Source organism: Arthrobacter sp. TJ-217 (assembly GCF_058269255.1).
Window position 1 is genome coordinate 288,449 of sequence record NZ_JBZCNJ010000005.1, and the last position, 26,108, is coordinate 314,556.

General features: G+C 67.9%; 27 protein-coding genes. 4 read left to right on the forward strand and 23 right to left on the reverse strand.

Going from position 1 to position 26,108, the window contains the following annotated elements; genetic code table 11:
* Positions 1 to 120 precede the first annotated feature (120 nt).
* The 3 genes from AC4D2R_RS11445 (at position 121) to disA (ending at position 3,985) form a co-directional block, all read left to right on the forward strand.
* Positions 121 to 1,248, forward strand: coding sequence for an FUSC family protein (locus AC4D2R_RS11445; protein ID WP_490940088.1), 1,128 nt, complete (start codon positions 121 to 123; stop codon positions 1,246 to 1,248).
* Positions 1,249 to 1,316: 68 nt separating this feature from the next.
* Positions 1,317 to 2,702 carry a DNA repair protein RadA gene (gene radA, locus AC4D2R_RS11450; protein ID WP_490902852.1) on the forward strand — a complete coding sequence of 462 codons (1,386 nt, stop codon included), beginning with the start codon at positions 1,317 to 1,319 and terminating at the stop codon, positions 2,700 to 2,702.
* Between the two features lie 206 nt (positions 2,703 to 2,908).
* Entirely contained in the window at positions 2,909 to 3,985 is a 1,077-nt protein-coding gene (disA, locus tag AC4D2R_RS11455; RefSeq protein WP_490940089.1) for a DNA integrity scanning diadenylate cyclase DisA, read from the forward strand.
* Positions 3,986 to 4,028: 43 nt separating this feature from the next.
* Here disA and AC4D2R_RS11460 read toward each other — a convergent pair whose 3' ends face one another.
* On the reverse strand, positions 4,029 to 4,661 hold the full coding sequence (locus AC4D2R_RS11460; protein ID WP_490940090.1) for a hypothetical protein: 633 nt from the start codon (positions 4,659 to 4,661) through the stop codon (positions 4,029 to 4,031).
* An 87-nt stretch (positions 4,662 to 4,748) separates the two neighbouring features.
* Between AC4D2R_RS11460 and AC4D2R_RS11465 the strand changes: the two genes are divergently transcribed.
* Complete coding sequence (locus AC4D2R_RS11465) at positions 4,749 to 5,702, forward strand: HhH-GPD family protein (protein ID WP_490940091.1); 954 nt, start codon at positions 4,749 to 4,751, stop codon at positions 5,700 to 5,702.
* On the opposite strand, the gene dhaM is transcribed toward AC4D2R_RS11465, so the two are convergent.
* The 22 genes from dhaM to AC4D2R_RS11575 all read right to left on the reverse strand — a co-directional run bounded on the left by dhaM (position 5,699) and on the right by AC4D2R_RS11575 (position 26,049).
* Entirely contained in the window at positions 5,699 to 6,445 is a 747-nt protein-coding gene (gene dhaM, locus AC4D2R_RS11470; protein WP_490940092.1) for a dihydroxyacetone kinase phosphoryl donor subunit DhaM, read from the reverse strand. The genes AC4D2R_RS11465 and dhaM overlap by 4 nt on opposite strands.
* Complete coding sequence (gene dhaL, locus AC4D2R_RS11475) at positions 6,442 to 7,083, reverse strand: dihydroxyacetone kinase subunit DhaL (RefSeq protein WP_490902862.1); 642 nt, start codon at positions 7,081 to 7,083, stop codon at positions 6,442 to 6,444. Before dhaL ends, dhaM begins: the two co-directional genes overlap by 4 nt.
* A 1-nt stretch (position 7,084) precedes the next feature.
* Positions 7,085 to 8,086: a dihydroxyacetone kinase subunit DhaK gene (gene dhaK / locus AC4D2R_RS11480; RefSeq protein WP_490902865.1), complete on the reverse strand. Its 1,002-nt coding sequence runs from the start codon at positions 8,084 to 8,086 to the stop codon at positions 7,085 to 7,087.
* Positions 8,087 to 8,309: 223 nt separating this feature from the next.
* Positions 8,310 to 8,492 (reverse strand): CsbD family protein, encoded by a 183-nt coding sequence (locus tag AC4D2R_RS11485; RefSeq protein WP_490940093.1) that lies wholly within the window; start codon positions 8,490 to 8,492, stop codon positions 8,310 to 8,312.
* Between the two features lie 128 nt (positions 8,493 to 8,620).
* Positions 8,621 to 9,130 carry an amino-acid N-acetyltransferase gene (locus tag AC4D2R_RS11490; protein ID WP_490902869.1) on the reverse strand — a complete coding sequence of 170 codons (510 nt, stop codon included), beginning with the start codon at positions 9,128 to 9,130 and terminating at the stop codon, positions 8,621 to 8,623.
* Between the two features lie 129 nt (positions 9,131 to 9,259).
* Entirely contained in the window at positions 9,260 to 11,767 is a 2,508-nt protein-coding gene (locus AC4D2R_RS11495; RefSeq protein WP_490940094.1) for an ATP-dependent Clp protease ATP-binding subunit, read from the reverse strand.
* Positions 11,768 to 11,868: 101 nt separating this feature from the next.
* Entirely contained in the window at positions 11,869 to 12,192 is a 324-nt protein-coding gene (locus tag AC4D2R_RS11500; RefSeq protein ID WP_490902873.1) for a histone-like nucleoid-structuring protein Lsr2, read from the reverse strand.
* Positions 12,193 to 12,268: 76 nt separating this feature from the next.
* On the reverse strand, positions 12,269 to 12,484 hold the full coding sequence (locus AC4D2R_RS11505) for a hypothetical protein (RefSeq protein ID WP_490940095.1): 216 nt from the start codon (positions 12,482 to 12,484) through the stop codon (positions 12,269 to 12,271).
* 3 nt (positions 12,485 to 12,487) lie between these two features.
* On the reverse strand, positions 12,488 to 13,942 hold the full coding sequence (lysS, locus tag AC4D2R_RS11510) for a lysine--tRNA ligase (RefSeq protein ID WP_490940152.1): 1,455 nt from the start codon (positions 13,940 to 13,942) through the stop codon (positions 12,488 to 12,490).
* Positions 13,943 to 14,055: 113 nt separating this feature from the next.
* Positions 14,056 to 14,988, reverse strand: a complete 933-nt coding sequence (panC, locus tag AC4D2R_RS11515) for a pantoate--beta-alanine ligase (protein ID WP_490940096.1) — start codon at positions 14,986 to 14,988, stop codon at positions 14,056 to 14,058.
* Positions 14,985 to 15,944, reverse strand: a complete 960-nt coding sequence (locus AC4D2R_RS11520; protein ID WP_490940097.1) for a Rossmann-like and DUF2520 domain-containing protein — start codon at positions 15,942 to 15,944, stop codon at positions 14,985 to 14,987. The genes panC and AC4D2R_RS11520 overlap by 4 nt, the downstream gene beginning before the upstream one ends.
* Positions 15,931 to 17,565 carry a PH domain-containing protein gene (locus tag AC4D2R_RS11525; RefSeq protein WP_490940098.1) on the reverse strand — a complete coding sequence of 545 codons (1,635 nt, stop codon included), beginning with the start codon at positions 17,563 to 17,565 and terminating at the stop codon, positions 15,931 to 15,933. The genes AC4D2R_RS11520 and AC4D2R_RS11525 overlap by 14 nt, the downstream gene beginning before the upstream one ends.
* Positions 17,562 to 18,077, reverse strand: coding sequence for a PH domain-containing protein (locus tag AC4D2R_RS11530; RefSeq protein WP_490940099.1), 516 nt, complete (start codon positions 18,075 to 18,077; stop codon positions 17,562 to 17,564). The genes AC4D2R_RS11525 and AC4D2R_RS11530 overlap by 4 nt, the downstream gene beginning before the upstream one ends.
* Positions 18,070 to 18,558 carry a DUF3180 domain-containing protein gene (locus AC4D2R_RS11535; protein WP_490940100.1) on the reverse strand — a complete coding sequence of 163 codons (489 nt, stop codon included), beginning with the start codon at positions 18,556 to 18,558 and terminating at the stop codon, positions 18,070 to 18,072. The genes AC4D2R_RS11530 and AC4D2R_RS11535 overlap by 8 nt, the downstream gene beginning before the upstream one ends.
* On the reverse strand, positions 18,555 to 19,058 hold the full coding sequence (gene folK / locus AC4D2R_RS11540; RefSeq protein WP_490940101.1) for a 2-amino-4-hydroxy-6-hydroxymethyldihydropteridine diphosphokinase: 504 nt from the start codon (positions 19,056 to 19,058) through the stop codon (positions 18,555 to 18,557). Before folK ends, AC4D2R_RS11535 begins: the two co-directional genes overlap by 4 nt.
* Positions 19,055 to 19,441: a dihydroneopterin aldolase gene (gene folB / locus AC4D2R_RS11545; protein WP_490940102.1), complete on the reverse strand. Its 387-nt coding sequence runs from the start codon at positions 19,439 to 19,441 to the stop codon at positions 19,055 to 19,057. Before folB ends, folK begins: the two co-directional genes overlap by 4 nt.
* Positions 19,429 to 20,334 (reverse strand): dihydropteroate synthase, encoded by a 906-nt coding sequence (folP, locus tag AC4D2R_RS11550; protein ID WP_490940103.1) that lies wholly within the window; start codon positions 20,332 to 20,334, stop codon positions 19,429 to 19,431. Before folP ends, folB begins: the two co-directional genes overlap by 13 nt.
* Before the next feature lie 14 nt (positions 20,335 to 20,348).
* A complete protein-coding gene (gene folE / locus AC4D2R_RS11555) occupies positions 20,349 to 20,966 on the reverse strand; it encodes a GTP cyclohydrolase I FolE (RefSeq protein WP_490940104.1) in 618 nt (205 codons plus the stop codon).
* Between the two features lie 37 nt (positions 20,967 to 21,003).
* Positions 21,004 to 23,079, reverse strand: a complete 2,076-nt coding sequence (gene ftsH / locus AC4D2R_RS11560; RefSeq protein WP_490940105.1) for an ATP-dependent zinc metalloprotease FtsH — start codon at positions 23,077 to 23,079, stop codon at positions 21,004 to 21,006.
* A gap of 179 nt (positions 23,080 to 23,258) precedes the next feature.
* Positions 23,259 to 23,810, reverse strand: coding sequence for a hypoxanthine phosphoribosyltransferase (gene hpt, locus AC4D2R_RS11565; protein WP_490902896.1), 552 nt, complete (start codon positions 23,808 to 23,810; stop codon positions 23,259 to 23,261).
* Positions 23,811 to 23,813: 3 nt separating this feature from the next.
* On the reverse strand, positions 23,814 to 24,926 hold the full coding sequence (tilS, locus tag AC4D2R_RS11570; protein ID WP_490940106.1) for a tRNA lysidine(34) synthetase TilS: 1,113 nt from the start codon (positions 24,924 to 24,926) through the stop codon (positions 23,814 to 23,816).
* On the reverse strand, positions 24,919 to 26,049 hold the full coding sequence (locus AC4D2R_RS11575) for a zinc-dependent metalloprotease (protein ID WP_490940107.1): 1,131 nt from the start codon (positions 26,047 to 26,049) through the stop codon (positions 24,919 to 24,921). Before AC4D2R_RS11575 ends, tilS begins: the two co-directional genes overlap by 8 nt.
* Positions 26,050 to 26,108: the final 59 nt, after the last annotated feature.

Below are 26,108 nucleotides of genomic sequence, written 5' to 3' on the forward strand. Positions count from 1 at the left end.
AACGGAAGGTGAACAACGCGGAGACATTGCTTTCAGGGGCTTGAGCCGGACCCCTGCCGGAGGTAGGGAAACGGTGGTGCCCGCGGCGGTTCGGCGGGCCGGTTATGGGAAACTGATGCCATGCCGCCGCGCCAGGGTTTATCAGCTGCAACGGCTTTCCTGCGCGACCGGACCCGGGTGGGCCTGAAGCGGAGCGCAAACTCGGTAGTGACTGCACTCCAGATGACCGTGTGCGCAGTCGGTGCCTATGCCTTCGCGGAAATGGTGCTTGGGCACAACGGCCCCCTCTTCGCCGCAACGTCGTCGATGATCTCCCTGGGCTTTTCGACCGACCCGCGCCTGCGCCGGGTCCTTGAGGTGGGGCTGGGCTGCACCCTTGGGATAGCCCTCGGCGATGTTCTCCTCGCCCTGCTGGGCACCGGGATCTGGCAGGCCGCGGTGGTGCTCCTGATCTCGATCCTGCTGGCACGGTTCCTTGACGGCGGAACCATCTTCACCACGCAGCTGGGCCTTCAGTCCCTGCTCGTGGTGCTGCTCCCCGCACCGGAGGGCGGGCCGTTCACCCGCAGTGCTGACGCCGTGGTTGGCGGGTTGTTCGCCCTTGTCATCACCATGCTCGTGCCGCGTGATCCCCGGCGGGAGCCCAAGGCCGACGTGCGGGAGCTCCTCTCCGAGCTTGCCGCCGTGCTGCGCGAGAATGCGTCGGCGCTCCTGACCAGCGACTCGACCCTCGCCTGGCACGCCCTGGTCCGCGCCCGGAACTGCCAGTCGAGGATGGATTCGCTTTCGAGCAGCCTGCGGGCCGCCCAGGAGGTCGCAACGATTTCCCCCGCCTACCGCAGGCACCGGGACGAGCTCCACGCCCTTGAGGGGTCGATCGAGGCGATCGACCTTGCCATCCGGAACAGCCGCGTCTTCACCCGGCGCCTCGCTTCGGTCATCAACCATGCGGCGCTGACCGATGAAGCAATCGCCTCGCTGAGCGAAGCCCTCGAGGACACGGCCGACGCGGTCGATGTGCTGAACCGGGCGCTCGCGGCCCACGACGCCGCCGAAAGGCGGCTGAACCTGCGCCAGGCCCGCAACGAACTCGCCGCCGTCGCTACCCTGCTGCACCCGGCAACCCTCAACGTCCACCGGCTTGAGGGCGAAGGGCTGATCCTGCAGTTCCGGCCGCTTGTCGTTGACCTGCTTGAGGCAGCGGGCCTGAGCCACACCGAGGCCTCCGGCTACCTGCCCCGCCTCTAGCGGTGCCGCCGGACGTTGCCGGTGATGCCACGGCCGGGAATGTCGATGGCCGCGGCTACGCTGAAACCATGGCAGCAAAGAGTTCCTCAGCAGTGCGCGCCGGGCGCGCCAACAGCCCCAACTACCGGTGCGCCGAGTGCGGTTGGACAACCGCCAAGTGGGTTGGCCGTTGCGGGGAGTGCCAGGCGTGGGGAACCGTCGAGGAAACCGGGGCGCCGGTGGCACGGACGACGGCGGCCGCTTCGGTTGCCAAGGTCGCCCAGCGCATCGCCGAGGTCGATGCGACGACGGCGGCCTTCCAGCCCACCCAGATCGACGAACTGGACCGGGTGCTCGGCGGCGGGCTCGTGCCCGGCGCGGTGATCCTGCTCGCCGGGGAGCCGGGCGTCGGGAAGTCCACGCTCCTGCTCGACGTCGCCGCACGCGTGGCACGGCTGGGCCGCGACGTGCTCTACCTGACCGGCGAGGAATCGGCCGCCCAGGTGAAGCTGCGGGCGGAACGGATCTCCGCGGTGGCCGACTCGCTCTACCTCAGCGCCGAAACGGACCTTGGGCAGGCGCTGGGCCAGGTGGAGAAGATCGACCCGGCGCTGCTCATCGTGGACTCGGTGCAGACGCTGAGCAGTTCGGCGGTCGACGGCACCGCCGGCGGGGTGACCCAGGTGCGGGAGGTCGCCGCCTCCCTGATCAACGCCGCGAAGCTCAAGGGCATGACCACCCTCCTTGTCGGCCATGTCACGAAGGACGGCTCGATCGCCGGACCCCGGCTGCTTGAACACCTTGTCGACGTCGTCTGCCAGTTCGAAGGCGAGCGGCATTCACGGCTGCGGCTGCTGCGCGCGGTGAAGAACCGGTACGGGCCAACAGACGAGGTTGGCTGCTTCGATCTCACCGACACCGGCATCGAGGGCCTCGCCGATCCCAGCGGCCTCTTTGTCTCACGGACGAAGGACCCGGTGTCGGGAACCTGCATCACCGTCACCCTTGAGGGGAGGCGCCCGCTGCTGGCCGAGGTGCAGGCCCTGCTAGCCGAATCGGCCAACGCCCAGCCGCGGCGGGCAACCAGCGGGCTCGACAGCGCCCGGGTGGCGATGCTTCTTGCCGTGCTGCAGCGGCGGGCCTCGCTCAGCCTGGCCAAGGACGACAGCTACGTGGCAACGGTCGGCGGCGTCAAGCTCGGTGAACCGGCAACGGACCTCGCCGTGGCGCTGGCCATCGCCTCGGCGAAAACGAACCAGCCCCTTCCCGCGCGGCTTATCGCATTCGGCGAGGTGGGGCTCGCCGGTGAGGTGAGGCCCGTGCCCGGCATCGCCCGGCGCGTCCAGGAGGCCGAACGCCTCGGGTTCACCCATGCCGTGGTTCCCGCCTCTCCCAATGGGCCCGGCGACATCCCAGCCGGGTTCACGGTGCGCGAGGTCTCCACCCTTACCGAAGCTTTGGCTCTGCTCTTCTAGGACCGTCCCCGGTTCGCGGGGCTGCCCGGCGACGCGAGCTGTGACGGGCCTGGGTCGTGAGGTCGGGTAGCAGGTAAACCGTGCGCGCCCATTAGTATTATGAACGGCTGCATGGAAACCCGTATCTGCTGTAGCCCGGTACCTCCGCCGCGCGGCTGCCCAACCCGCGGGGATTGAAGGCGCGCGGACGCTGAAAGGATGGGACCATGGCCCGTAGTCCCGAGGACTCTCTCAAAGCCACGCTGGCCCGGGTCGCACCCGGCACCCAGCTGCGCGATGGGCTCGAACGGATCCTGAGGGGCAGGACGGGCGCGTTGATCGTGCTCGGCTTCGACCGCACCGTCGATTCAATCTGCTCCGGTGGATTCGACATCGGCATCGACTTCTCCCCCACCCGGCTGCGTGAGCTCGCGAAGATGGACGGCGCCATCGTCTGCGACAAGGATGCGAGCAATATCCTCCGTGCCGGCGTCCAGCTGGTTCCGGACCACACGATCGAAACCCAGGAGTCGGGCACCCGCCACCGCACGGCGGAGCGAGTTGCAATCCAGACGGGGTTCCCGGTCATCTCGGTGAGCCAGTCAATGCAGATCATCGCCCTCTACATCAGCGGCCTGCGCCACGTCCTTGAGGGATCCGAACCCGTGCTTGCCCGGGCGAACCAGGCACTTGCCACCCTTGAGCGGTACCGGGCACGGCTGGACCAGGTCACCAATGCGCTCTCCGCACTCGAGATCGAGGCGATGGTGACCGTGCGCGACGTCGCGGTGACCCTGCAGCGCCAGGAGATGGTGCGCAGGATCTCCGAGGAGATCTCCCAGTACGTCCTTGAGCTGGGCGTCGACGGGCGGCTGCTTTCCCTCCAGGTGGAGGAGCTCACCACCGGGCTTGGCCCCGGCAGCGAGATGGTGCTGCGCGACTATATGGACCTCGGCGGCAACGGGGCCTCGCCCGAGGACCGCCTGGCCCGCCTCCAGGGTTTCAGCTCCACCGACCTCATCGACCTCGGGACCATCGCCAGCGTCCTGGGGTTCAATCCGTCAACCGACTCCCTCGACGCGGTTATCCAGCCCAAGGGTTACCGGCTGCTCTCCGGCATCAAGGCCGTGCCGCCGGCGATCGCCGCCCGCCTCGTTGACCACTTCGGCGGGCTGCAGAACCTGATGGCGGCAAACATCGACGACCTGATGGCAGTTGACGGGATCGGCGAGCAGCGTGCGCGCACGGTGCGTGAGGGGCTCTCGCGGATAGCCGAGACAAGCCTGCTCGACCGGTTCATGTAACAGCCTGAGGCTTCGCGAACGGGCAGTGCCGCTGCGGCAGGGCCTACTTCAGGACGAAGGTCGTCTTTTCGCTGGTGCGGGTGCCGAGCTTCGTGACCAGCGCATAGGTGCCCGGTCCGGGCTTGGCCTCAACGGCCGAGCAGCCCGGAGCGCTGCGCACCCGGTCCCAGATGAGTGTCGCTTTCTCCTCCTTCCCCGGGCCGATCACCTTCTGGAGGTCAGTTGCTCCGTCCTGGCAGTCGACCGAGGAAAAGACGCGGTCCTCGGCACTCGTCACCTGGAACTCCATCTGGGAGGTGCCGACGTTGACCTTGCACGGAGCCTTGCCGGTGTTCCGCACCGAAAGCGTAAGGACCGGTTCCTCGCCGGGACCGTAGTTTGCGGCATCGGTTTCGGCGGCGACGATCACCTTGGTCTGGTCGCACTCCCCCGCCGGTGCCGGCGGTGCGCTTGCCGTGGCGGTGGGTTCGCTCCCTGCGACCGGTTCCGAGGGCCCCTGCGCCGGCCCTGCGCCGGTCAGGGCGCCGACCACCGCCGAAATCCCAAAGATCAGGCCGGCCAGGACCGCCAGCGCGAGCACCGCCGCGACGAGGCGCCGCCGGCGGTACACGGCGGGGCTGGGCCGCCGCCGGGCGCTGGAACTTCCGGTGCCGTGCGCCATCCCTGCTGAGTCCATGGGTTAAAGGCTAGGGAGGGGAAGCGGGATTACACCCCGCACCACGCCGGTCGATAGAGTAAGAATGATGATGGTCCGGGAATATCGATGAGCTCCACCGCCACGTCCTCCGCCGCCGCGGTTGAGGATGCGCAGCTGCGCATCACACATTGGTTCGCCGCCGAGGCGCGGGACCTGCCCTGGCGTAGCCCGGACCGCACCCCATGGGGCGTGCTTGTGAGCGAGGTGATGCTCCAGCAGACCCCGGTGGTGCGGGTGCTTCCCGTCTGGCTCGAGTGGATGGACCGGTGGCCCTCCCCCTCCGACCTGGCCCGCGAGCCCTCCGGCGAGGCCGTCCGGCGCTGGGGACGCCTTGGATACCCGCGGCGCGCCCTGCGGCTGCACGCCGCCGCTGCGGCAATCCAGGACCGGCATGGCGGTGAAGTGCCCGGGAACTATGCCGACCTGCTGGCGCTGCCCGGAGTGGGAAGCTACACCGCGGCCGCGGTTGCCGCGTTTGCCTTCGGTCAGCGGCAAACCGTCGTCGACACCAACATCCGCCGGGTCCAGGCCCGGCTCTTCACGGGCACCGCACTCCCCCGTCCCTCGCTCACTTCAGCCGAAACCAGCCTCGCTTCGAAGCTGCTTCCGGAGGACGCCGAAACCTCGGTGCTGTGGAACGCGGCGGTGATGGAGTTGGGCGCCGTCATGTGCACTGCAAGGAGCCCGCAGTGCGGGCTGTGCCCGGTGCGCGCGTCATGCGCGTGGGTGGCCGCAGGGCGGCCCGCCCCCGAATACGCGCCCAAGGGTCAGGCGTGGGCCGGCACGGACCGGCAGGTCCGCGGGGCGATTGTCGCTGTGCTCCGCGAAGCGGACGCACCTCTCGGCAGGGACCTGCTGCTCACCGGGCCCGTCGACCTGGGGGTGGCCGGCCCGCCGACCGCCCTGGCCCGCCTCCACGCACTGCGGGCGCCGGAGGAACAGGTGGAGCGCTCGCTCGCCGGCCTGCTGGAAGACGGCCTCGCCCAGGAGACCGCCCGGGGCATCCAGCTCCCGGCCTAGCGGTGCGAATTGTCCATCTCGCCGAAGCCCGATTCAACCGCAGCGCCGATCAGTTCAAGGGCGGCCGGGGCGTCGGGGCCGGTTGCCTCGGCGGTGACGGTCTTCCCCTTGCCCAGTCCAAGGCTCATCAGCAGCATGACCGATTTGCCGTCGACTCCGTTCACCGTGACCTCGGCGTCCAGGTCGGCCAGGCCCTTGGCGATGACGGCGGCCGGGCGGGCGTGGAGGCCCATGTCGTTGGGCAGGATCCACGACCCGCTCAGGGTCGGCCCGTCGGGCTGCCCGGAGGGGCGCGGATCTCCCGGTGCCGCGGCCTTGTGCGAGACGAACGGTTCGAGCGCTTCCGGGCTGATTGAGACGACCGCCGCTTCGGCGGCCCGCACAACCTCTTCGAGGGTGCCTCCCGACTGGGCCTGGACGGCTGCGGCGACTGCCCCTTCGACGAGCGCGGCGCTGGCCACGCGCACGGTGCTCCGCTGCTCGTCTTCGAGGAACTCCAGTGCCATCTCCGCGGTCATCACCGCCGACCCGAGGTCGGTGAGGATGACGACGCCGTCGCCGCCGCCGGCCCTGGTGATCCCCGCGCTCACCCGCTCAAGGCTGGTGCCGATACGGGAGTGGCCGCCGTCGTCGACACCGCCGGCGGGCACGAGGCGCACATCCGGGGCCATCTGGGCGGCGAGGTCGCAGACCCCCTCGGCGATTTTCTGGCTGTGGGAGACGATCACGAGGCCGACGGTCATACCTGTGCTCCTGCGGCGGCAGCCGCGGCCGCGAGGATCAACGCCGACGAAACCGCTCCCGGATCACGGTGCCCGGCGCTCCGCTCCCCGAGGTAGCTCGCCCGGCCCTTCCGGGCGATCAGCGGGTCGGTGGCAACCGCCCCGGCGTGGGCGGCGCTTGCCGCAGCGGCAAGGACCTCCCCTGCCGTTGCGCCGGCGGTTGCCGCCGTTGCCGCCGCCTCGACCGCTGGGGTCCAGGCGTCGATCATGGTCTTGTCGCCCACCTCGGCCTTCCCGCGCGCCACGATGCCGTCGCGTGCGGCTTCGAGCATCGCGGCAAGCGCCTCCGGCCCGGCCTCCTCCGCTCCCCCGAGGGAGGTTGCCGCCCGCAGGAACGCGGTCCCGTACAGCGGCCCGGCGGCGCCCCCGACTGTCGACATGAGGGTCATTGCTGCCGTCTTGAGCACCTCGGCGGGAGTTGCGGGCGCAGCCGATGCGGCGAGCTTCTCAACGACGGCGGTGAAGCCGCGGTCGAGGTTCTCGCCGTGGTCGGCGTCGCCGATGGCCCGGTCCAGGTCGATCAGCAGGGCACGGTTTTCCGAGACGGCCTCGGCCGAGGCCTTCAGCCACGCCTGGGCCCAGCCGGCGTCAACCGCCATTTCAGATTCCCCAGCGCAGGGCCGCGGTTTGGACCGGGGAGTCCCAGAGCTCGATCATTTCGTCATCGAGCCTCAGCACCGTCAGGGAGGCCCCCTCCATCTCAAGTGCAGTGATGTAGTTGCCCACCAGTGACCGCTCCACGCTGACCCCGCGCTCAACGAGCAGCTGGACGGCCTTGCGGTAGACGATGTAGAGCTCGCTCGCCGGGCTGCCGCCCATGCCGTTCACCATCAGCAGCACGCGGTCGCCCTGGGTGAGGTTCATGTCGGTGGTGATGGGCTCGAGGAGGCGGGTGGTGATCCCGTCGGCATTCTCCATGGCAATGCGGTGCCGGCCGGGCTCACCGTGGATCCCAATGCCGATTTCAATCTCGTCCTCGGCAAGGTCGAAACTCGGAACTCCGGCATGGGGAACGGTTGAAGGTGCGAGGGCAGCGCCCATGGAGCGGACGTTGTCGATGACCCTCTGGGCAATTGCCGCAACGGCGTCGAGGTCGTCGCCGCGCTCGGCGGCCGCTCCGGCGATCCGCTCGACGAAGACCGTTCCGCCGACACCCCGGCGTCCGGCGGTGTAGAGGGAATCCTCGACGGCGACGTCGTCATTGACGAGGACTGTGCGGACGGTGACGCCTTCGGCCTCGGCCAGCTCCGCGGCTGTCTCGAAGTTGAGCACGTCCCCGGTGTAGTTCTTGACGATGTGGAGGACGCCGGCGCCGCCGTCAACCGCCGTCGTCGCGGGAAGGATCTGATCGGGGGTGGGCGAGGTGAATACGGCGCCGGGAACCGCGGCGTCGAGCATGCCGCGCCCGACGTATCCTGCGTGGAGGGGCTCATGGCCGCTGCCGCCGCCGGACACCAGTCCGACCTTGCCCTGGACCGGGGCGTCGCTGCGCACAACAAACAGGGGGTCCGGATTGACTCTAACGAGGTCGGCGTGGGCGAGGCCGAAGCCCTCCACCGATTCGGTCACCACAGCCTTGGGGTCATTGATGAGCTTTTTCACGACGGCACGCTCCTGGTCATCTCGGGCGAAGTTACGGCCCTGCCGCCCACTGTGGACCGCACCGGCCACGATGAACGATACCCGGTGGCGTGCGCCATTCCTATAGCGGTTCCGTTCTCCGGAACCGGCTTAAAGTACTGCGGGAGAGGCCCGATACTGGGCGCTCTCCCGCAAGTTTTTTCCATCCGGCAGCCGGTGCCGGACTACGTTTCAGGCTGCCGGCCTAACGGTCGTCCTTCTTGAACGCGTCCTTGATTTTCTCGCCGGCGTCTTTCAGGTTCGCTTTAGTCTGGTCGGTGTGCCCTTCGGCTTCAAGGCGCTCGTCGCCGCTCGCCTTGCCAAGACCTTCCTTGACCTTGCCGCCCAGGCTCTCGCCCTTGTTTCCGATCTTGTCATCTAAACCCATGATTAGACTCCTTTTCTCTCGGCGTCCAGGCCCCAGTTCCGGGATACCCAACCGCACCTCAAGCGATGCTAAGCCCTCTTAGTATATCGCGGGATGCCGGTTCGGGCCATGGGAGCCGGTTCCGCGGCTCAAAGCCAGCGGATCATGCGGGTGTTGCCCAGGGTGTTGGGCTTGACCCGGGCCAGGTCGAGGAACTCCGCCACTCCCTCGTCGTGGGAGCGCAGGAGCTGCGAGTACACCTCGGGGTTGACCGCGCTCTGGTCGGCCATGACCTCGAACCCGCGCCTCCGGAAGAACTCGACCTCGAAGGTGAGGCAGAAGACGCGTTTCACCCCGAGGTCTTTGGCGTCGCTGATCAACCGCTCCACCAGGGCGCTTCCCACCCCCCGGCCCTTCGCCGACTCGGCTGTGGCAAGGGTGCGGACCTCGGCGAGGTCCTCCCACATGACGTGGAGCGCCCCGCAGCCGAGGATCTCCCCGTCGGCCGCCTCGGCGATGCGGAACTCCTGGAGGCCCTCGTAGTAGGCAACGGCCTCCTTCGCGATGAGCACGCGCTCGTCGGCAAGGGGTGCCACCAGCGCCTTGATTGCCGCGACATCGGAGGTGCGTGCGGGACGGACGACAAAGGGCTGGTTCACGTAGGCCAGTCTACAAAGGCCCAGGATGGCCTCCTGCCGCCGGCTCCTTCCTTAACGCAGAAAAGCCCGCCCCGGCGGTGCCGGGACGGGCTTTTCTGTTAGCTCGGAGCGCGCGGTCCCCGCGGGCCCTTATTCGGGAACGGTTGCCTCGATGGCGGGCGGGGCGTCTTCGATGGCCTTGGGCTCCCCGTGTCCAACGAACGTGAACCTGGCGTCCACTCCTTCGCCCTCGACGTCGACCTCCACCCGCTCGCCGGACTTGAGGTCTCCGAAAAGGATCTTCTCGGAGAGCTGGTCCTCGATCTCGCGCTGGATGGTGCGGCGCAGCGGCCGGGCACCCATTGCGGGGTCGTAGCCGCGTGTTGCAAGCAGCACCTTGGCGGCGGGGGTGAGCTCGATCGTCATGCCCTTGTCCGCCATGCGCCTGCCGAGGCGCTCGAGGAACAGGTCGACAATCTCGACGATCTCGCTCTGGGTGAGCTGCGGGAACACCACGGTGTCGTCAACACGGTTGAGGAACTCGGGCCGGAAGTGCTGCTTGAGCTCCTCCGTGACCTTCGCCTTCATCCGGTTGTAGCTGGTGTTGGTGTCGGTGCCCGACTGGAAGCCGGTCATGACGCCCTTGGAGATGTCGCGGGTTCCAAGGTTGGTGGTCATAATGATCACCGTGTTCTTGAAGTCGACGACCCGGCCCTGGCTGTCGGTCAGGCGCCCGTCTTCTAGGATCTGCAGCAGCGAGTTGAAGAGGTCGGCGTGGGCCTTCTCCACCTCATCGAACAGCACGACGGAGAAGGGCTTGCGGCGGACCTTCTCGGTGAGCTGGCCGCCCTCCTCGTACCCGACGTAGCCAGGAGGCGCACCGAAGAGGCGCGACACCGTGTGCTTTTCGGAGTACTCGGACATGTCAAGGGTGATCAGTGCGTCTTCGTCACCGAAGAGGAATTCGGCGAGTGCCTTGGCAAGCTCCGTCTTACCGACGCCGGTGGGGCCGGCGAAGATGAACGAACCGCCCGGACGCTTGGGATCCTTCAGACCGGCACGGGTGCGCCGGATGGCCTGGGAGATCGCCTTGATCGCCTCGTTCTGGCCGATGACCCGCTTGTGCAGCTCATCTTCCATGTGAAGCAGCCGCGAGGACTCAGCCTCGGTGAGCTTGAAGACGGGGATGCCCGTGGAGTTGGCAAGCACCTCGGCGATGAGTTCCTCGTCGACCTCGGCGATGTCGTCGAGCCCGCCCGACTTCCACCGGCGCTCCTTGTCGGCGCGCTGGTCCTGGAGCTTCTGCTCCTTGTCGCGCAGCGACGCGGCACCCTCGAAGTCCTGGGCGTCGATCGCCGATTCCTTCTCCCGGCGGACATCGGCGATACGCTCGTCGATCTCCTTGAGCTCCGGCGGAGCTGTCATCCTGCGGATCCGAAGCCGGGCGCCGGCCTCGTCGATCAGGTCGATCGCCTTGTCGGGCAGGAACCGGTCGGAGATGTAGCGCTCGGCGAGTGTTGCCGCCGAAGCCAGCGCCGCATCGGTGATCGAGACCCGGTGGTGGGCCTCGTACCTGTCGCGCAGCCCCTTGAGGATTTCGATGGCGTGGGCCACCGACGGCTCCTGGACCTGGATCGGCTGGAACCGGCGCTCCAGGGCTGCGTCCTTCTCGATGTGCTTGCGGTACTCGTCAAGCGTTGTTGCACCGATGGTCTGCAGTTCGCCGCGGGCGAGCATCGGCTTCAGGATCGATGCAGCGTCGATCGCTCCTTCGGCGGCACCGGCACCAACGAGGGTGTGGATTTCGTCGATGAAGAGGATGATGTCGCCGCGGGTGCGGATTTCCTTGAGGACCTTCTTCAGGCGCTCCTCGAAGTCACCGCGGTAGCGCGAACCTGCGACGAGCGAGCCGAGGTCGAGCGTGTAGAGCTGCTTGTCCCGGATTGTCTCGGGCACGTCGCCGCGCACGATCGCCTGGGCAAGCCCTTCGACGACGGCTGTCTTGCCGACGCCGGGCTCACCGATCAGCACCGGGTTGTTCTTCGTACGGCGGGAGAGGACCTGCATGACCCGCTCCATCTCCGTCTCGCGCCCGATGACCGGGTCGAGCTTGGACTCGCGGGCGGCCTGCGTGAGGTTGCGGCCGAACTGGTCGAGCACGACGGAACCGGCAGGGGTTCCCTCCTGCTGCTGGCCTCCGGCGGCTGCCGGCTCCTTGCCCTGGTAGCCCGACAGCAGCTGGATGACCTGCTGGCGGACACGGTTGAGGTCGGCTCCGAGCTTCACGAGCACCTGTGCCGCAACGCCCTCACCCTCACGGATGAGTCCCAGCAGGATGTGCTCCGTGCCGATGTAGTTGTGGCCGAGCTGCAGGGCTTCCCGGAGGGAAAGCTCAAGCACCTTCTTGGCACGGGGGGTGAAGGGGATATGCCCGGACGGAGCCTGCTGGCCCTGCCCGATAATCTCCTGAACCTGCTCTCGCACAGCACCCAGGGAGATGCTGAGTGACTCCAAAGCCTTGGCGGCGACACCCTCACCCTCGTGGATCAGGCCAAGCAGGATGTGCTCGGTGCCGATGTAATTATGGTTGAGCATGCGGGCCTCTTCCTGGGCCAGCACCACAACTCGACGGGCACGATCTGTAAATCTCTCAAACATGAGACACACTCCTAGCTAACGCGTATTTCGATGCTACGGGCATTAGCTAGGGTTTTGGGGCGTGTTCGCCACAGGCGAGAATATGCCGCGAAATGTGGCGTTCAGCGCTGGGCGGCCCGGTAGGCCTCGACAATCTCGCTGTTCACCCGGCCGCGTGCGGAAACGTTGTAGCCGTTTGCCTTGGCCCACTCCCTCACCTGTGCCGCCTCCTGGTTGCGTGCAGGGGCAGCAGCGGGCCGCTGCTTCGACTGGCTGCTGCGCCGGGCCGAGGAGATGTAGCCGGAGAGGGACTCGCGCAGCTCAGCGGCGTGCGCCTCGGACAGGTCGATTTCGTACTGAACGCCGTCTAGTCCAAAACGGACGGTCTCGTCGGCTTCTCCGCCGTCGGTATCGTCAATGAGGATGATTTTCACTTTTTGCGCCACAATGTGCTCCCAAATTAGTGCCTGCGAAGATATCCCCTAATTAGATTATGTTACAGGCAGGGGGCGGCGTCAAAAGCTATTTACTTGTATTATGACCGTCATTTTCGGGCTCCGGATCGGAGTCGGTGCTTTCCGGTGCCGGATCCTCCAAACGAGCCTCGGAGCGATATGGTTCCCGCGCCTTGGTCAACGCTTCACGCTCGGCGCGGTCGGCATTCAGGATCGACCTCATCACAAAGTAGAAAAGAACCGCGAGTGTGGCCGACGGCAACAGTACGGCGAGGTATTCCACGGCCTAGCCCAGTTCCGGCTTCAGAATTGGAAAGAGGATGGACTCGCGAATTCCCGCGTTGGTGAAGAGCATCACGAGGCGGTCAATGCCGAGGCCAATGCCGCCCATGGGCGGGGCTCCGTATTCGAGTGCCCGAAGGAAGTCCTCGTCGAGCTGCATTGCCTCTTCGTCACCGGCGGCGGCGCGGCGGGACTGCTCGGTGAGCCGCTCGCGCTGGATGACGGGGTCGATCAGCTCCGAGAACGCGGTGCCCCGCTCCATGCCCCCGATGATGAGATCCCAGGCCTCGATCAGCTGGGGGTTGTCCCGGTGCTGGCGGGCGAGCGGCTGGGCCGAGGGCGGGTAGTCATAAACGAAGGTCGGCTGAATCAGGTTCGGCTCGACGAGTTCGGAAAACAATTCGAGGACCAGTTTTCCGGCGTCCCAGGACGGGTCGGCCGAGATATCGTGCTTGTCGGCGAGGACGCGGAGGGCCTGCGCATCGGTATCCGGAGTGATCTCCTGTCCGAGGGCCTCCGATAGGCCCGGATATACGCCGAGCCACTTCCACTCGCCGCCAAGATCAATGACGCCGCGGGGCGTCTCGATGGTGCGCATGCCCAGCAGGTCTGCGCAATTCAGAATGATTTCCTTCATGCGCTCGGCCATTCCGAACTGGTCGGTGTACGCCTCGTAGCATTCGAGCATGGTGAATTCGGGGCTGTGCGTCGAATCGACACCCTCATTGCGGAAAATCCGGCCGATCTCGTACACCCGGTCAATTCCTCCGACCACCGCGCGCTTGAGATAAAGCTCAAGGGCGATCCGCAGCGTCATCTTCTGGTCGAAGGCATTCAGGTGGGTTTCGAAAGGCCTTGCCGCCGCCCCGCCGTGGACAAGCTGCAGGACGGGGGTTTCGACTTCGATGTACCCATTGGCGTTGAGGGTCTCGCGGACGGAGCGGGTGATTGCAGCCCGGGTCCGCACCATGCTGCGGGCCTCTTCGCGCACCATGAGGTCGACGTAGCGCTGGCGGACCCTGGTTTCCTCATTAACGCCGGCATGGAGGGTTGGCAGGGGCCGCAGGGCCTTCGAGGCCATGCTCCAGCTGTCGGCCATCACGGAGAGTTCACCGCGCTTGGAGCTGATCACCTCTCCGTGCACCTGCACGTGATCGCCGAGGTCGACGATCGACTTCCATTCGGCGAGCTGGTCCGGACCGACGACGGCAAGGCTGAGCATCACCTGCAGCCGGGTTCCGTCCCCTTCCTGGAGGGTTGCGAAAAAGAGCTTCCCGGTATTGCGCATGAAGACGACGCGGCCCACGACGCTGACCAGGTCCCCGGTCGTGTCATCCGCCTGGAGGTGCCCGTAGGCGGCCCGGAGCGCGGCAAGGGAATGGGTGCGCTCAGGCTTTACGGGGTAGGCCTCTTTGCCGCCCTCAAGCAGGCGGGCGCGCTTTTCGAGGCGGATCCGCATCTGCTCGTTGAATTCGTCGGTGCTTTGCTCATTCGCATCGATGGCGCCGGTCGCGGGGTTTTGGTCGTGAGTCACGGTAGCTAAGTTTACGGGGTTCCGGGCCCCGGCCCGGTTCACGCTCCCTCGAGGAGCATGTTGTCGATGAGCCGCACCGGGCCCACCCGGGCGGCGATCAGCACCAGGGCGTTTCCGGCCAGAGGGGTGTGCCTGCAGTTGAACGCGAGCGGCTCGAGGGTTTCCGGATCGACAACCTCGAGGTACTCGAGGCTCACGCCGGGTTCGCTGCCCACCATGGCGAGCACCGAGTCGAGGTCGAGGGGCTCGCGCAGCCGCGCCCGTTCCGCGAGCAGCCCCAGCGCCCGTGGGAGCACGAGCGCGCTGGCGCGCTCGGCCGGTGAGAGGAACCTGTTGCGGCTTGACAGCGCAAGCCCGTCGGCGTCGCGGACGGTTGGTGCTCCGACAATCTCGACCGGGAAGTTGAGGTCCCGGACCATGCGGCGGATCAGGGCGAGCTGCTGCGCGTCCTTCTGCCCGAAATAGGCCCGGTAGTCGGCGTCGGCGGCCGGAGCTCCAAGGTGCAGCAGCTTTGCGACGACGGTCAGCATCCCGTCGAAGTGCCCGGGCCGGAACTCACCCTCGAGTTTCCCGCCAAGGGGTCCCGCGGAGAGCCGTACCTGTGGCTCTCCGCCCGGGTAGACCTCCTCGGCGGCCGGTGCGAAAACGAGGTCGGCCCCGCTCTCCCCGAGGATCACCAGGTCCTCGTCCAGGGTCCGCGGGTAGCGGTCAAGGTCCGTCTTCTCGCCGAACTGCAGCGGGTTGACGAAGATGCTGACCACAACCACGTCATTGGCTGTCCTTGCCGCCTGGACCAGCCCGGCGTGCCCGGCATGCAGGGCGCCCATCGTCGGAACGAGTGCGACTGAGCCGCGGAGCTGCTCCCCCGCGGCCGCGGCGCGGCTGCGCGCCTGAAGCAGCTCGCCGGTCGCGGTCCTCAGCTCGGCGGCCGTTGTGACGAGCCGCGGCGCATGAGCGGTTGTGGGTGTCATTCCTGTTCCTCGGTCGCGGTGGGGTCGAGCGCGGCAAGGACCGCCGAGCCCTGGGCGGGGCCCAGGAGCCCCCGGTCGAGCGCCCTTGCGGCGGTTGCCCGGGCCATGCCCTGGTACGCCAGGGCGATGTCGGGGGCGGCAAGTCCGGCCAGGGCCGAGCGGTGGGCAGCCACGGTTCCGGCGTCGCCGCGGGCCACCGGCCCGGTCAATGCACCCTCCCCCGAGGACAGGGCGTTTTCAAGGGATGCCTTCATCAGCGGGCCCAGCATGCGGTCCGGGCGCTGCACGCCGAGGTCGCCGAGGATCTGGGCGGCCTGGGATGCGAGGGTGACGAGGTGGTTCGAGGCGTGCGCCAGCGCCGCGTGGTAGAGGACGCGGCTCTCCTCGTCGATGACCACGGGCTCGGCCCCCATCTCCACCACCAGCGCCTGGGCGATGGGCAGGACTGCTGCCGGTGCGGTGATCCCGAAGGAGCACTCGGGGAGCCTGCCCAGGTCCAGGCTGAGGCCGGTGAACGTCATCGCGGGGTGGATGGCCAGGGGGATCGCTCCGCTGCGCCGTGCCGGGTCAAGGACGGCGGTGCCGTGGCGCCCGGAGGTGTGGACAACGAGCTGCCCCGGCTGCCATGCGCCAAGAACCGCAAGGCCCTCGACGAGTCCGGGCAGGGCGTCGTCGGGCACGGCCAGGAGCACAAGCTCGGCGCGTTCGACGATCGTGGGTATTTCAAGCACCGGGACACCGGGAAGCAGGGTGTCGGCCCGTTCGCGGCTCGCCTCGGACACTGCGGAGACGCCGACGACGGCGTGGCCGGCCGCGCGCAGTGCCGCACCGAGCACCGCACCGACCCGGCCCGCACCGATCACGCCGACGCCCAGCCTGCCGGGCCGGCGGGAGCTGCGCGGGGCTTCGGGAACGGAGAAGGGCGGGGTGTCGGGAGACGGTTCAGGAGCGACCATGCGGTTCCATCCCTTCCGGGTGGTTGTCGGAGATTCCGGCAGCGCCGGTTGCTTTCAAGCCGGGTGCGGTGGCGCCGGGACCGGTCCGTTCGGATTCGGCGGCGGGAGAACCCGGCTCAGGCACCGGCCGCCCGGCCGGAACCGGGTGCCCTGACTCCAGGCCCGGTTCCGGGATGGGTTCCGGCGTGTTCCGGCGGCCGTCCTGGCGCCGGGCTTCGGCCGCCCGGCGGGCCTGGCCGTCGAAAAGCTCAAGTGCCGTGTCGCGTGCCATGTGCTGGACCCGGGGCAGCACCGGTCCGGGGCTTGTCTGAACCTGCAGTTCGGCAAGGCGCAGCCGACGGTCAAGCGGGCCCTGGTGCAGGGAGAGGGATTGCGTGCGTTCGTGGAGAACGACTGCCAGGTGGCGCCAGAAGAACCCGGACCGGATCAGCAGCGCGGTGTCGGTGACGGCGAAGCCGCTGCGCCGCCAGGTGAAGGGCGCAATCCAGCGCGCGCGGCGCGGGGAGGTGGTGAAGCCCTGGCCCGGCCCTGAGGAGTCGAGGCCGGCGGCGAAAACGGCGATGGGGTCGTCGACCCCGGGGTCGGGCAGGACGAGGGCAACGATGCGCAGCACTTCCTCGCGGGTTCCGACCGGAAGGAGGGTCGCTCTCGACTGGTCACCCGAACCTGTTGCACCGTAGCCGGCGACGTTGGCGTTGACCTTGTACCAGCCCTTGAGCCGCCACAGCAGCGGTTGGGTGATGCCGACCGCCTGGACGCGTCCGGGCGGCACCGTCTGCGCCCGGGTGTCGAGCAGCCCGTAACGCAGGCGGATGCCGTCGGGAGAGGTCGCGGCCCGGAAGTTGTATCCGCCGTTGAGGCCGCTCCAGTAGGCTCCGGCCACGCCGAGCACCATGGGAATCAGGGTTGGCGCGGCGAACGGCGTGCGGAACACGATGGTGACCACTGCAACAACCGCTGCGCCGACGAGCAGCAGCAGCGTCGTGCCCGACAGCAGCAGGGCACCGATGACGCGCCCTCCGGGCACTGCGACAACCTCGTGCTCGGGGGCTTCGGGAGGTTCCGGGTGGTCGGCATCGACGGTGATCCCCGCGGCGCCGGCAAGGATGGCCGCCCGCAGCCGCTGGGCATCCGAGAGCCGGAGGAAGGCGAGCCGTACCGCCGACTCGCCGGCGTCGGCGACCTCGAACTTCAGTTCGGCGAGTCCGAAGATGCGCGCAAGGAAGGGCTGGACGACGTCGATCGCCTGCACGCGGTCAAGCCGCGCCTGCCGGTTCTGGCGGAACAGGACGCCGGAGTTCACCCGGACGTACTGGTCCGTGACCTGGTAGCGGGTGAAGTACCAGGAGACGAGGAAGCCGAGGGCGATCAGCACCACGACGCCGAAGGCAAGGGCGACGGCGGCCGGAATGCCGATCTGGCCGGGAACCCCCGTGGGCCCGCCGGGGGCAAACAACCCCTCGAACCAGTCCCTGCCGACGAAGTAGGCGATGGCCGCGAGCGCGATCCACCCGCGCACCAGCGGCGAAACGATATGTACCCGCTGCCAGGCGCCGTCGGACCCGTCGACTCCGCGCGCCGTGGCGGGATGCTCCCCAGCGGTGCGGTCCGGGGTGCTCACAGTCCCGCCAGTCTTGCTTCCCCGCGCGTGGAGAGCTGCTCCCGGAGCCGGGTGCCCTCGGCGGTGGGAAGGCCCGGGATCTCGGCGTTGGTGGCAGGGGAGGCTGTGTGGAGTTTCAGCGTGCAGATGCCGAACGCGCGCTCAAGCGGTCCCACGGCGACGTCGACGTACTGCATCCGCCCGTACGGGACGACGAGGGTGCGCTGGAAGAAGACACCGCTGCGGATCAGGAGGTCGTCGTCGCGTTCAGCGTAACCAAGGGCGCGCACCTGCCGGGGCAGGAGGATCCCGCGCACGGAGGCAATCAGGAGCACGAACGACGGCAGCGCCACGGCCAGGAACAGCGGGGGGAAGCCCTCCCACACGTTGGTCAGCCGAAGGAGAAGTGGAATGCCTGAGAGCACGAGGGTGATGAGGGTGCCGACAAGCCAACCCACAAGGCGGGCCGGAAGGTAGCGGGGCGAGACCCGTGACCACTGCAGGCCCTGCGGGTCGATTGGTTCGTTAGGCATATTCCCCCTCGCTTTTCCCTTGAGTTCCGGCGCCGCCTTCGTCATCGGGCGGGAGCCGGCAGAACCCCTCGACAACGAGCCCGACAACGATCATCACGATTCCACCACCCATGAGGGCTAGCGTTCCCCACAGCGGCCAGAGGGTGTCGCGCACCGCGAGCAGGGATATCTGGTCCACGAGGATCCCGGCATGCCAGCCCATGCTCAGCGAGCCGGCGTAGGCGGTCGCCTGGGCGAGGATGAGCGTACGCGTGGCGAGGATCGGGTCGAGCTCCTTTTCCCGGTTGCCGTTGCGCCACCGCAGCACCCGCACCCCGAAAATCAGGGTGACCGCGATGATGACGCCGACGGTGAGCAGGGAACTCAGGTGCAGGGCCGGTGTCGGGTAACCGTTGCTCCCTGCCCAGAGGTTGACGAACCAGCCGGCGAGGCCCGCGCTGAGGCCGATGACAGCCAGCCAGCGGAAGCTGATGCTTTTCACGGCGTCCGGGCTTCCTCGAAGAGCCGGACGCCGGTGCGGTCGGCTGCGGCTTCGGCGAGCCGGGCAACGGGTTCACCGTTGAGCGTCGCGCCGGGGTCCATCAGCGCCCAGGGCCGCAGGACGAAGGCCCGCTGGGCGGCGCGCGGGTGCGGGACGGTGAGCCTTTCGTCGTCGGAGGTCCAGTCGCCGAAGGTGATGATGTCGACGTCGAGCGTGCGCGGGCCCCAGCGCACCGAGCGCGTCCTGTGGTGTTTTTGCTCAACCGCCTGGCAGTGCTCGAGGAGTTCGTAGGGTCCGAGGTCGGTTTCAACCTCGAGCACCTGGTTGAGGTAGTCCGGCTGCTCCGGGCCGCCGACGGCTTTGGTGATGACAACCGGGGATGCCCTGAGCAGGCGGACCCGCGGGGACCGGGCCAGGTCGTCGGCCGCGCGCGCCAGGGTTGTGCCGCTCTCGCCGAGGTTGCTGCCGAGCGCCAGGACCGCCCGTACGGGATTGTTCACGCCGCGCTCCTGCGGATGCTTACGGCGACGTCGGTGAACGCCACGGGGATGGGCGCCTGCGGCTTGTGAACGGTGACGTCGACGGCGTCGGCTGGGTAGGTGGCGAGGAGGTCGGCGGCGATCTTCTCGGCGAGGGCCTCGATGAGCTGGAACGGCTCGCCGGTGATGCTCTCAACAACCCGCTGCGCCAGCTCGCCATAGTGGGCGGTCTTCGCGAGGTCGTCGCTCTGCCCTGCCGGACGCAGGTCCAGGTGCAGCACCACGTCGACGACGAACGGCTGGCCGTCGCGGCGTTCGGCCTCGAAGACCCCGTGGTGGCCGACGGCGGTGATGCCGGTTACGGTGACCGTGTCCCGGCGGGCCGCGGGTGCTACTTGGCCCATGCTGCCGCGACCTTCACGGCGTCGAGGGTCGGACCTACGTCGTGGGCCCGGATGCCCCAGGCCCCGTTCGCGGCAGCGAGGGACGCCACGGCCAGCGATGCCGCGTCGCGCTCGGCGGGGGCGGCGGTCCGTCCTCCGGAGCTGAGCAGGGTGCCGAGGAAACGCTTCCGGGAGGCCGCGACAAGCACCCGGTGGCCGAGCCCTGTGAAGCGGTCAAGGGAGCGGAGCAGCTCCCAGTTGTGCTCGGCGGTCTTGGCGAACCCCAGCCCGGGGTCCACGATGATGGAGCCGGGCTCGACTCCGGCCTCAACGAAACGGTCCCGCACGGTGAGCAGTTCGGCGATGACCTCCTCGACGACGTTCGAGTAGTTGGCCAGGGAGTCCATGGTGGCCGCAGTTCCCCGGCGGTGGGTCAGCACGTAGGGCACTTTGCGTTCGGCGACAAGGGCCGGCATCGCGGGGTTGAACCCGTCACCCGAGATGTCGTTGATGATCGCCGCGCCGGCGTCGAGGGCCTGGGCCGCGGTTTCGGGGTGCATCGTGTCAATGCTGACCAGGGCGCCGGCCGCGGCCAGCGTCTTGACGACGGGCAGCACGCGCGCGAGCTCCTGGTCGAGTGGCACGCGCGAGGCGTTGGGGCGGGTGGATTCCCCGCCCACGTCGATGATGTCGGCGCCCGCGTAGTGCATGCGGAGCCCGTGCGCGATCGCGTCGTCCGTTGTCGCGTATTTCCCGCCGTCGCTGAAGGAATCGGGGGTGACGTTGAGGATGCCCATCACCACGGCACGCCCCGTGGGGAGGTCGTTGACGGTCTTGGGCGTGCGAACCCGGCGCAGCACCGGCAGCGGCGATGTCGCGGGCCCGGTCCCGGGGGCGGCGGCGAGAGAATCCATTCGCTTACGGTTTCCTATCTTCCAAGTATCAGGCTCATGGCCTCGGCGCGGGTGGCCGTTTCGCGGATCTGTCCGCGCACCGCCGACGTCACCGTCTTGGCTCCCGGCTTGCGGACGCCGCGCATCGACATGCACATGTGTTCGCATTCGATAACCACGATCGCGCCCTTTGGTTTCAGATGCGTCATCATAGCGTCAACGATCTGGGTGGTCAGCCGCTCCTGGACCTGCGGCCTGCGGGCGTACACCTCGACGAGGCGGGCAAGCTTGCTCAACCCTGTCACACGCCCGTCGTCGGAGGGGATGTACCCGACATGCGCCGAGCCGTGGAACGGCACAAGGTGGTGCTCGCACGTTGAGTAGAAGGGGATGTCCTTCACCAGCACGAGCTCCTGGTGGTTGAGGTCGAACGAGGTGGAGAGCACCTCCCCGGCGTCCTGGCGGAGCCCGGCGAACATCTCCGTGTAGGCCTTGGCGACCCGCCGCGGCGTCTCGACGAGGCCCTCGCGGTCAGGGTCCTCGCCGATTGCCTCGAGGATTTCGCGCACCGCGCGTTCAATGCGCGGCTGGTCAACCGACGTCTCAGCGGCGGCCAGGGCAGCGTCAAGCACTTCGTTGTCGAACTGGGTCACAGCTTGAATCCTATCGCGGCCGGAAAAGCCAGCGGCCTCACGGCTGCTGGTTTCCGCTTCTGCCCTTGCCGTCGGGTGATGCGCCGTTCGACTCGGGAGAAGGCAGCTCCGAGGCGTGGACGTCGAAGTCGTTCGGAATGTCCGCTTCCGCGATCTGGTCCTGGGGCGGGACCGTTTCGGGGGCCGGCTGGCCGTTCCGTGCCGCTTCGGCGCGTTCCTTGGCCGAGACGACGGGAGGCAGCGCGTGCACGGGGCGGGAGTCCTTCGACAGCCACACCTGCCGCAGCCCGCGCTTGCGCACGTCGGCGAACACTTCGGCGATCTCGGCCTGGTTCAGGGTTTCCCGCTCGAGCAGCTCAAGCGCGAGACGGTCGAGGACGTCGCGGTTCTCGGTGAGGATCTCGTACGCCTCGTCGTGGGCGTTGTCGATCAGCCTGCGAACCTCCTCGTCGACAACCAGTGCGATCTGGTCCGAGTAGTCGCGGTCGCTGCCCATGTCGCGGCCGAGGAAGGGCTCTCCTGCGCCCTGGCCAAGCTTCACGGCGCCGATGCGCTCGCTCATGCCGTACTGGGTGACCATCTTGCGGGCGGTGCCGGTTGCCTTCTCGATGTCGTTCGAGGCGCCCGTCGACGGGTCGTGGAATACGATCTCCTCGGCGACCCGGCCTCCCATGGCGTAGGCGAGCTGGTCGAGGAGTTCGTTGCGGGTCACCGAGTATTTGTCGTCCATCGGCAGCACCATCGTGTAGCCGAGGGCGCGCCCGCGCGGCAGGATCGTGACCTTGGTGACCGGGTCGGTGTTGCGCAGTGCCGCGGCGACGAGGGCGTGCCCGCCCTCGTGGTAGGCGGTGATCTTCCGCTCGAGTTCCTTCATGACGCGGCTGCGCTTCTGCGGGCCGGCGATCACGCGGTCGATCGCTTCGTCGAGGGCGCGGTCGTCGATGAGCTGGGCGTTGGAGCGTGCCGTGAGCAGTGCCGCCTCGTTCAGGACGTTGGCAAGGTCGGCGCCGGTGAAGCCCGGCGTTTTCTTCGCCACGGAACGGAGGTCGACGTTCTGGGCCATCGGCTTGCCCTTGGCGTGAACGTTGAGGATGTGCTCGCGTCCGCGCATGTCCGGAGCCTCAACCCCGATCTGCCGGTCGAACCGGCCCGGGCGCAGCAGGGCCGGGTCGAGGACGTCGGGGCGGTTGGTCGCGGCGATCAGGATGACGTTGGTCGTGGAGTCGAAGCCGTCCATTTCAACGAGCAGCTGGTTGAGGGTCTGTTCGCGTTCGTCGTTGCCGCCGCCGACGCCGGCTCCGCGGTGGCGGCCGACGGCGTCGATTTCGTCGACGAAGATGATGGCGGGCGCGTTGTTCTTCGCCTGCTCGAACAAATCGCGGACGCGGGAGGCGCCGACGCCGACGAACATTTCGACGAAGTCGGAGCCGGAGATCGAGTAGAAGGGCACCCCGGCCTCACCTGCCACGGCGCGGGCCAGGAGGGTCTTGCCGGTGCCCGGCGGGCCGTAGAGCAGCACGCCCTTGGGGATCTTGGCGCCGAGGGCCTGGAACTTGGCGGGCTCCTGCAGGAATTCCTTGATCTCGAGGAGTTCCTCGACGGCTTCGTCGGCTCCGGCAACGTCGGAGAAGGTGACCTGCGGCATGTCCTTGGAGATCAGCTTCGCCTTGGACTTGCCGAACTGCATCACCTTGGAGCCGCCGCCCTGCATCCGGCTGAGCAGGAACCAGAAGATCGCGCCGAGGATCAGGATGGGGAAGATCAGGCCGAAGATGCTCAGGAACCAGTTGCTTTCGACGGGCTGGTCGGTGAAGCCTTCAACGTCGGAGGAGTTGACGGCATCGACAACGTCTTCGGCGCGGGCGGTGCTGAAGAAGAACTGGACGCTGCGGCCCATGTCCTCGTAATCCTCGCGGAGGGTCAGGTCGACGCGCTGCTCGCCGTCGTGGATTTTCGCCTGCTCCACCTTGTTGTCCTGCAGCAGCTGCAGGCCGACGTTGGTGTCCACCCTGCCGCCGCTGGTGTTGAACAGGGTGGGGAGGATAATCAGGAGCCCGGCCACGGCCAGGACAATCCAGAAAACCGGACCCTTGAAGATGTTCTTATATTTCATTCGTCTCAGGGCTGCAAGCCCTGTCCCTCCTGCTGAAGCAAGCCATGATAAAAGCGCGTTCCGCTTGCGGTTTCCTCGAAATCACTCCAAGGTATACACGCTCACAGCAACACCACGCGCGGTTTTGGCGGAAAGTTCCCTGTCGGCGTACACCCCCGGGAGGGCGGAGTGGGCCGGAACTACTCGTAGACGTGCGGAGCGAGCGTGCCGATGAAGTCGAGGTTGCGGTACTTCTCGGCGAAGTCGAGCCCGTAGCCGACAACGAATTCGTTGGGGATGTTGAAGCCCACGTACTTCACGTCGATGTCGACCTTCGCGGCGTCGGGCTTGCGCAGCAGGGTGCAGATTTCGACCGACGCCGGCCCGCGGGACACGAGGTTGGCCTTGAGCCAGGAGAGGGTCAGGCCCGAGTCGATGATGTCCTCGGCGATGAGCACGTGCTTGCCCATGAGGTCCGTCTCAAGGTCCTTGAGGATGCGGACAACACCCGAGGACTGGGTTCCCGAGCCGTAGGAGGAAACCGCCATCCAGTCCATGGTGATGTGGGAGTGGAGCGAGCGCGCCAGGTCGGCCATCACCATGACGGCGCCCTTGAGCACGCCCACGAGGAGGATCTCGCGCCCCTGGTAGTCGGCGTCGATTTCGGCGGCAAGCTCCTGGACCCGCTGCTGAATCTGCTCTTTCGTGAAAAGAACGTGCTTGAGGTCTGCCTGGACGTCGCTTGAATCCACCGGTTACTCCTGAGTTGAACGGCCCGGCGGCTCCGCGCCGGAACGGTTGTTTCTTAGGATAAGACTGCCATAGCCTGCGTCCCCGTGAAGAACCGATTTGCCCCGCACCTGGCGGTAGGCGGAGAGATTTCCGCCGAGCTGCACCGGGCCCGCCGAGCCGCGGCGTGCGAGCAGGGACTCGACGGCAAGCAGCCGCTCGAAGCTGGGCTGGAAGCCGCCCAGGTCGACCGCCGCAAGGGCCAGCACGCGCTGGCGCAGTGAGGCCGGAAGGTCGCGGAGGCCCGCCTCGGAAAGCAGGATCTGCCCCTCCCGCTCGACCCGGAGCCGGGCGTAGGCTTCGGCGCTGAGCTGGTCGAGGTACTCCGCGTCCTGCACGAGGATCTGGGAGGTGCGGTGGAGCGCCGGGGCGACTCCCGGCCCGAGCTGGTCCTCGAGGCAGGGAAGCACCACACCGCGCACCCGGGAGCGGGCGAAGGACGGATCGGAGTTCGCCGGGTCGTGCCACGGGTCGAGCCCGTAGAAGGCGCAGATCTCCTCGGTGTCGAAGCGGCGCAGGTCGAGGATCGGCCTGCGGTAGGCACCCCTCCGCCGCGGCATGCCGGCGAGGGAGCGCGTGCCGGAGCCGCGTGCCAGGCCAAGGAGAACCTGTTCGGCCTGGTCATCGAGTGTGTGGCCGAGCAGGACGGCGGCGGCACCGGCGTCGTGGGCGGCCGCGTCGAGCGCCGCATACCGCGCGGTCCGCGCCGCGGCCTCCGGCCCCACCCCCTCGGTACGCACTTCGACCTCCCGGATCTCCACGGGATTCAGCCCCAGCGCCGTGAGCTGTTCGGCCGCCCGCCGCGCGACGGCGCGGCTTCCCTCCTGCAGCGCGTGGTCGACGATCACGGCGCCGACCCTGCAGCGCCCGGTCGAGGCGAAATGCGCGGTGACGGCGGCGAGGGCAAGTGAGTCGGGGCCGCCGCTGCAGGCCACCAGCACGAGCGGCAGGTCCTTTCCTGCCGGGGGCGGCCCGCCGGGCCGGCCCTGCCCGGCCGGCAGGAGCACATCCTCGAGCGAGCGCTCAACCAGGTTCCGGGCGGTGCCGACAACGGGGTTCAGCCGGGGGCGCCTACCCATGCCGGCTGATGCTCATCCTGTCGATCCATTCATCGGGGGCGTGGATTTCGCGCTCGGTGGGAAGGTTCCCCTCGGCCTCCCACACCAGGTTGAAGCCATCCATCCCGGTCTGGTCGACAACGCGCCGCACGAACTTGGAGCCGTCGCTGTACTGGCGCATCTTGGCGTCGAGGCCGAGGACCTGGCGGATGAGCTTCTCGAGCGGCCCCCGGGACTTCCCGCGGGCGTTGAAGCGGCGGCGGATGGTCTTCACCGTCGGCACGATGCTCGAGTCGACCCCGTCCATGACCACGTTGGCGTGGCCTTCGAGCAGGCTCATCACGGCGGTGAGGTGGGACAGCCGCGCCTTGTCTTCGGGGTCCTGCAGGATCGAGAGGATTCCGACGTCGCGCCCGGGCCCTTCCTCCGGCTGGCCGCCGCGGGTGGTGAGGGTCTTCACGGCGTTGCCGAGGCGTTCGGCGAGGGTGTCGGCCTTGCCCATCAGGCCCGAGGTCAGTTCGGAGATCGATCCGGTCATGTGGTCCTTGAGCCACGGGGCCGCGGCGAACTGGACGCGGTGGGTCTGCTCGTGGAGGCACACCCACAACCGGAAGTCGGAGGGGTCGACGTTGAGTTCGCGCTCGACGGAGATGATGTTCGGGGCAACGAGGAGCAGCCGCCCGCCGGTTCCGTTGCGTGAGGGGACGAAGGGGTCGTACTGCCCGAGGACCTTGCTCGAGAGGAAGGCGAGGATGGTGCCGAGCTGGGCCCCGGTGATGGTCCCGCCGAGGCTCATCGAGGCCGTCTTGAAGAGTTCGGGTTTCGTCTCAGCGAGGTGGTCGAGGGCCGGTTCCATGAGCGTCCTGAAGCTCTGCGCGTTCGCCTTGGCCCAGGAGGCGCGGTCGACGATCAGCAGTTCGGAGTCGTGAAGGTCCCTGGCCGCCTCGAGGCGCGAGATCGAATGGACGTGGCTCACCGAGGCGTCGGCCAGTGCCCTGAGGTTCCCGACTGCCACTGCGATTTCCCGGGGGGTCATGACCGGCCCGGGTGGGGTGAGCCTCGCGGCGGTGCCGGCGGCCAGCTCCCAGTTCACCAGCTGGCGGGGTGGTCGGTTGGACTGAACGGTCGGCTCGTTGCTCTCCATGTCCTTATTCGACCACATCCCCCGGCCCGCCGCTTCCCCGCCGCCGTCCTGACGGTCCT